Raw genomic sequence first — 6,604 nt, forward strand, 5'->3', positions numbered from 1 at the left:
AAAAATATAAAAGAAAAAACCATAAGTAGTACAACAACTAGAGTCAGTATCAAATCATGAAACGTTTTCCTTGTCAGTTTGCTGTAGCAAGTATTCTTGTTTTGTTTTCACTCCAGTCTATGGCTGGGCTTTTGATTAATCCAAAACGGATCGTCCTTGAAGAGCGAGAGCGCGCTGCCGCGTTGGATCTATTGAATGACGGCACTGAAAAAGCCCGATATCAGATTTATTTTGAACAAAAGATCATGTTACCCAATGGCAGCATTGTCGATTTGGAAGAACTTGACCCCGACACGACCTATTCAAAAGATATGATCCGTTATTCTCCCCGACGGGTTGATATTGAGCCAGGTGCGCGTCAGACCATACGAATTGCTGCGCGTCGTCCCAAGGATTTAGAGGAAGGAGAGTACGTCTCGCATTTGGTATTTAAAGAAATCCCTATCCAAGAAGAGGTGGGTGACAAGAAAGAAGACGAAGATCTTTCGGTCACGTTAAAGCCGAAACTTAAAATTGCAATTCCTATTATCGTACGAAAAGGTTCGCTTGCATCGACAGCAGGTGTCAAGAATGTGCGTTTCGATGGCGAAGAGGGAAAGCATGGCGCTTTTAAGCTAACATTAACACGCGTTGGTAGTGTCTCTTTATATGGATCGGTGGAGGTCTATGATTATACCGGAGGCACGCTCGGGGAGCGTCTAGCGGTTTCAAAGGGTGTCGGCGTATACACTGAGGTTACTGAGCGTGCTGTCACAGTGCGTATGCCGCAAGCTTTAAGTCCAGATGTGAAAGAGTTTTTGATCCGCTTTGACGAGGATGAGAAGTATGGCGGTTCAAACCTAGTGGACGTGCCGTTTAGCCTTAACTAGTTGGCGGCGGTTTCGTTTTTCTTTTTGTTTTATCCTCTGTGCTGAGCACTTAAGAATGGGCCTTAAGAGTTTTCTTCTTAATGTCGGATCTGCTGTGCTTGCTCGCACAGTCATTCTCCAATGTGTTTTCTTATCTTGTCCTTTGCTGGCCGCTGCAAGTGCGCAAATACCTCTGAATGACGAAGATCTTCTCGTCATTCAGTTATCGGTCGGGTCATATACAGATGAAGAACCTCTCTTTGTGTATAACAGTCCTGAAGTGACGCTCGTCCCGATTGCAAATATCGCAAGCATTCTGGATATCGCGCTTGAAGCTGACGCGGAGGATTTGTCGGTTTCTGGTTGGCGCGGCTCGGAAGCCAACACGATTGACCTCGATTTGCAAAATAAGCAGCTTTTTTTGGGCGGCGTGTTGCAGCCGTGGAATGATCGGGTTCGTTTTGCTGAGGATGGGTTTGATCTATACCTTGATCAGCAAACAGCGCAATTCTTGCTGGGTATTAAGTTTGCAATCGATGTGCCTCAGCTACAGCTTCGCGTCCAGGAAGATTCAACGATTCCGGTCTTGGCAAAGTTAGAAAGAGAAAAAAAACGCGAGCAGATAGAAAGCGTACAGATTCAAACCATTCCTGATCACTATATCCCGAATACTTATGAGTGGTGGTCTGTTCCTCAATTTGATTTTTCGCTTGCCAAAGATATCGAGAACAATCGAGGAGAGCTGGATCGACGCTACGACCTTTTCTTGCAAGGGCGAGCGGATCTTGCCAAGCACTCAGTCAATGCCAGCTATATCGACTCTGATGGCGAGGAAGACTTACGTATTACCTTTTCGCGTGCATCAAAAGGACCGGATGAGTCTATCGCTTTTGGCATGGATCGTTACGAAGTGGGAGATTTGTTTGGACTAAGCGACCCTTTGGTGTTTTCTTCGGCTCAAGGGCGTGGTGTAAGGTTGAGCAGGGGAGGTAAATCGGTCGAGGAGCAAGGCGATACGATTACCTTGCAAGGTGACGCACCACCCGGATGGGAGGTTGAGCTATATCGCAATGGTAGCTTGATTGAGTTTTCAGATACGACCAATGATGGTCGTTACTTGTTTGAAGAGGTGCCGGTTTTTGTCGGTGAGAACCTCTTTGATATTCGTCTTTATGGTCCTCAGGGTCAATTTCGTGAGATCCGTGAGGTTGTGTCAACAGGTGGTGTGATGCTTCAGCAAGGTCAGTGGGAATACGATGCTTGGGCTTTGCGCAGAAACAAACGGCTGATCGATTCTTCCATTAATATTAATGAGCCTGAGTCTGATTTGCTGATGGCGGAGGCTCGGTATGGTTTCAATCGCTCACTGACGGCGCGTTTTGGTTATACACAAATGACACCGAGCTCGAGCACGCAAGAGCAGCAATATCTTTTCGGCAGCCTATACGGCAGTCTCGGATCGTCGTTAGCGCAGCTGCATTATTCGCAGAACGATGCGGATGGCTCTGCGTATCAGCTGAATGTTCAAGGCCGCATTTATGACACCAATATTAACGCAGACGCGACGTATTTTGATGAGTTTGTAAGTGATCGAAACAGTAGTGGTGATCTCGAGAGCGAATATGGAGTCCGTCTCAATCGCTCAATCTTTTTAGGTCTCCCTAACGCGTTGATGACAGACCTCGATCTTCGCCACAAAGAGTTTATTGCGGGCGCGACAAATTCATCTGCCGCATTGAGAGCGGGTACTGGGTGGGCTGGCTTTCAATTGACCAATGATCTTAATTATCTTGCAACCGATGGTTTTAATACGAGTGGCTTTGAGCGTGTTGATGGTCAGTTTAGTGCGACTCGTAAATGGGATGGATGGCGCTATAAAGGGGCCGTTGATTATGCGCTGTCGCCAACAGGACGTTTGGCCGGATTATCATTTGGTGCCTCGCATAAGTTTGGGGGTGACATGAGCTACACCGGCAGTATTGCGCATAGGTTCGAAGGTAAAGATATTTTGAGTAGTGATCACACCTTGAGTAAAAGCTTTGGAGAGTTCTCTGTATCTGGAACAACAGGGTTTAATAGTCGCGGGTTGCAGTATGTTGGTGTGACGTTGACGAGCTCTCTGAACTACAACGACAAAGATCAAAACTATGCGTTTGCTGAAGGTAGTGCTCTAAATAGCGCCACCTTGAATGCGAGAGTGTTTATAGACGAAAACAGTAATGGGCTGTATGACGAGGGCGAAGAAGGGGTATCTGACATCCGCTTTAAGGGTAAGAGTCGCTGGCGCAAATATCAAACGGACGAAAACGGCCAGATAGTTGTTGGTGGGCTTGAAAATCTTGTAATGGAAAAATTTGAAGTAGACGAAAAGACAATTGAAGACCCCTTTATAAAACCTGCTGCGGCTCCGGTTTTCGTCTACACGCATGCCGGAGCATATGTCTCTGCGGATATCCCGCTGGCGATGACGTTTGAGCTAGAGGGCTCTGCGTACGTTGAGCGTGAAGATGGTTTGAGTCCATTAAATAAAGTTCGGGTAGTGCTTGAGGATGAGGGCGGTAATACCGTTGATATTGTTCGTGTCGAGTACGACGGTGTTTACTTGTTCACCGGACTGGTTCCCGGAAGTTACTGTATTCGAATAAAAGAGGATGATTTGTTGCGTCGTAATTTGATCGGCCACGCTCAGCCGTATTGTTTTGACTCAGATGGTAAGGACGGAGTGGTGTTTGCCGACGACCTAGTGTTCTCGGCAGCGCCTTAGCGCATTATTGATCTCACCTAAGTTGCTAAAAGTAAACTTGAGCAAATGCGCTCCATGTAACATTGCGTAACTTTTTGTGTTGCAGTGTAAATAATCTCGCCTATACTCGAAGACCTCGTTGTTTTGAGGTCTTGCTGTGGCGACGTATTTTTCTTCGATATCGCTGTTTGTTTTTCTGCTGTGTATGTTGGCTCCTGCCAGTGTTCATGCGGACCGCTATCAGGCGCGGTTTGAATTAGTAAACAGCATTGGTCTTTCGTACAAGGCGAAAGTAAGTAGTTCTGATACCTCGCAATGTAGTCGAGAATTCGACGCTGGCAATTTGGGCGGCTCTTCATGCTCCGCTTTCTCTGTGTCCCTGAATAATATTGCCCAGCATGAGGCAACCATACTCATAGATGGTTTGGAGCGGGATAATTGGCGAGAGTCGTTTGTATCGCAAGGCCAGTTAGATATGGCTTTTAACGATGAAATCTCTGTTGTTTTGCAGTAGTTGAAATAAGGCTTTTCTGAAGCGAAGTGCTTTGTTAGAATGCGCGCTCGTTGTAAGGCACTCGCCTCAACGTATTATGGTGACTTCCATTGGTTCCCTCGCAATGATAAACCGTGAACCTGGTCAGGCCCGGAAGGGAGCAGCCACAGCGGTCGACTCATGTGCCGGGGTGTAGCTGGTGGGAGTCATCTCCAAATCTTAGTTAGACTCACCATATATTCTTAAAGCGTCATTTCGGCGAATATAAAAACACCCATTATTATTTTGTCTGTTTGATCTAACGTACTCCAAAATCTGAACTATATTTCTGCGAACATAAAACTGTTGTTAGCGGAGACTCTTCATGGCCCATTCGACCTACTTGGTAGAGCAGCTCACCTTGGAGGTGTTTGGCGTAAACAGGCACTTGGAGCGCTTAAAAGACAGCTTCGGTATTGTCACGCAGTGGGAGTCCGGCGCGTGGTTGATTGTCCAGTTTCTAGCTGAGCAAGGCCGTTGTCGGATGAATACTTTACTTCAAGAGCAGCATATTAGTGAGGCGCATGGCCAGCATCTTCTGAACGAGTTGGTTGCAGCGGGTCTCGTTAAAGGGGACGAGCATCATCCTGCTATTCACGCGCATTACGAACTTACCCCGAGTGGTGAGGCAGCATTGGTTCGACTAAGAGAGGCAATGAAGCCTGGTTTTGAGCAGTTTGAAGACGATTTCGATCTAAGCCAGCTGGCCGCTGCGGTGAAGGTTTTGCAGACCTACCGTCATCGTCTTGAGTGCATCAAACTCAAAGACTAACTCTGTTTATCAGGCTCGTGAGCGTGTAAGATAGAGCGCACTTAATTTCCTCATTGCCACGTCATAAGTTAACGTCATGAGCTATCAGGTTCTTGCCAGAAAATGGCGACCTACAAACTTCAAACAAATGGTAGGCCAGGAGCATGTTCTGCAAGCTCTTGTGCATGCGTTGGATTCTCAGCGTTTGCACCACGCGTATCTTTTCACCGGGACTCGAGGTGTTGGTAAAACCACCATCGCGCGTATTCTCGCCCGATGTTTGAGTTGTGACAAAGGGATTACTTCTGAGCCGTGTGGTCAGTGCAGTGCTTGCATGTCGATTGAGCAGGGTCGTTATGTCGACCTGATAGAGATCGATGCCGCGTCGCGCACCAAAGTAGAAGACATGCGCGAACTCCTTGAAAATGTCCAATATGCGCCAACGCAAGGGCGTTTTAAGATCTACCTGATAGACGAAGTACACATGCTTTCTGGGCACAGTTTTAATGCCTTGCTTAAAACGCTTGAAGAGCCGCCAGAGCATGTAAAGTTTCTGTTCGCAACGACCGACCCACAAAAGCTACCAATAACGATTCTCTCACGCTGCCTTCAGTTTAACCTGAAGAATATGACTCCGGAGAAGATCGTCAGTCACCTTAAATTTGTGCTTTCTCAAGAGCAGGTTCAGTCAGAAGAGGCTGCTTTGTGGGCGCTTGCTCGCGGCGCTGATGGCAGTATGCGAGACGCGTTGAGTCTTACTGATCAGGCCATTGCATATACGCAAGGAGACCTCCAGGAAGCGCCGGTCAGCGCGATGCTGGGTACCGTTGATCAGAAAAAGGTCTACCGACTTTTGAATATGCTTGTCGCACGTGACCCAAAAGCGTTACTGAATGTGGTGTCAGATTTGGCTGAGTTCGCCCCAGATTATGCGGCTGTACTAGAAATTATCGTTTCTGTTTTTCATCGTGTTGCGGTTGAGCAAGCTGTGCCGGGCGTGACGGACAATAGTCAAGGCGATCAGGAACGTATCAGTTTTTATGCGCAAAATCTCAGCGCTGAAGATGTGCAGCTTTACTATCAGATTGCACTTACCTCTCGTAAAGACTTGGCTATCTCACCGGATGCTAAGGCGGGATTTGAAATGGCGCTGTTGCGTATGATGGCGTTTCAAATGCAGGCGCCGGAAAAGGAAGTGGCTCAAGTTCTAGCGCCAGAAGTGGATGCCGAACATACGCATGCTGAGCCTCTAGCACGTGATGATGATCAAGAGCCTTTAGCGCGTAGCAGTGATCAAGAGCCTTCAGCGAGTAGTAATAATCAAGAGCCTTCAGCGAGTAGTAGTAATCAAGAATACTCCGAGTCCCCTGAGAACAGTGAGCCTCCCGAAATACATCAATATCAAGTGGCTGGGGAATTCCCGCAGTCCCTAGAACAAATTGATAGCGAAGGGGCGGGTATAGATTTAAGCCGGCAAGATACGGCTGAAGTAACGCCTACCACAGACCAAGCCTCTTTTTCTAAGCGAGATTCGTCGTCTCTCGCTGGCGTCGCAGCTCCAGTTGAGCAGCCCGGGGATTCCGCTCCAAACGTCGGTGAGTTAGACGCTCAAAAAAAAACTCCTGAATTAGCTGCAGAGCCAACATCAGCATCAAAAGCGGAAGCATTGAATGCGGGCAATGCTGTGGCCGTTGATAAGCCTGATGCCGTTAGTCAAGATTTAAGTGAGT

The 6,604-nt window shown here is 47.5% G+C and carries 5 protein-coding genes and 1 other RNA gene; all 6 read left to right on the plus strand.

Going from position 1 to position 6,604, the window contains the following annotated elements:
- Positions 1 to 56 precede the first annotated feature (56 nt).
- A complete protein-coding gene (locus A3751_RS01800; protein ID WP_068451474.1) occupies positions 57 to 869 on the plus strand; it encodes a molecular chaperone in 813 nt (270 codons plus the stop codon).
- Between the two features lie 55 nt (positions 870 to 924).
- Positions 925 to 3,612: a hypothetical protein gene (locus A3751_RS01805; RefSeq protein ID WP_068451477.1), complete on the plus strand. Its 2,688-nt coding sequence runs from the start codon at positions 925 to 927 to the stop codon at positions 3,610 to 3,612.
- A 136-nt stretch (positions 3,613 to 3,748) separates the two neighbouring features.
- Positions 3,749 to 4,105, plus strand: a complete 357-nt coding sequence (locus A3751_RS01810) for a hypothetical protein (RefSeq protein ID WP_068520701.1) — start codon at positions 3,749 to 3,751, stop codon at positions 4,103 to 4,105.
- Positions 4,106 to 4,192: 87 nt separating this feature from the next.
- Positions 4,193 to 4,289, plus strand: an RNA gene (gene ffs, locus A3751_RS01815) — signal recognition particle sRNA small type.
- A 159-nt stretch (positions 4,290 to 4,448) separates the two neighbouring features.
- Entirely contained in the window at positions 4,449 to 4,895 is a 447-nt protein-coding gene (locus A3751_RS01820; RefSeq protein ID WP_068451484.1) for a hypothetical protein, read from the plus strand.
- A 76-nt stretch (positions 4,896 to 4,971) separates the two neighbouring features.
- Positions 4,972 to 6,604 (plus strand): DNA polymerase III subunit gamma/tau (gene dnaX / locus A3751_RS01825; RefSeq protein ID WP_082862995.1); only part of this gene is annotated, 1,633 nt, incomplete at its 3' end.

It is taken from the genome of Oleiphilus sp. HI0080, from assembly GCF_001635135.1.

Bases quoted from the DNA above. Each gene is read 5' to 3' on its own strand.
- A3751_RS01800 (WP_068451474.1), top strand. From the start codon at position 57: ATGAAACGTTTTCCTTGTCAGTTTGCTGTAGCAAGTATTCTTGTTTTG.
- A3751_RS01820 (WP_068451484.1), top strand. From the start codon at position 4,449: ATGGCCCATTCGACCTACTTGGTAGAGCAGCTCACCTTGGAGGTGTTT.
- A3751_RS01805 (WP_068451477.1), top strand. From the start codon at position 925: ATGGGCCTTAAGAGTTTTCTTCTTAATGTCGGATCTGCTGTGCTTGCT.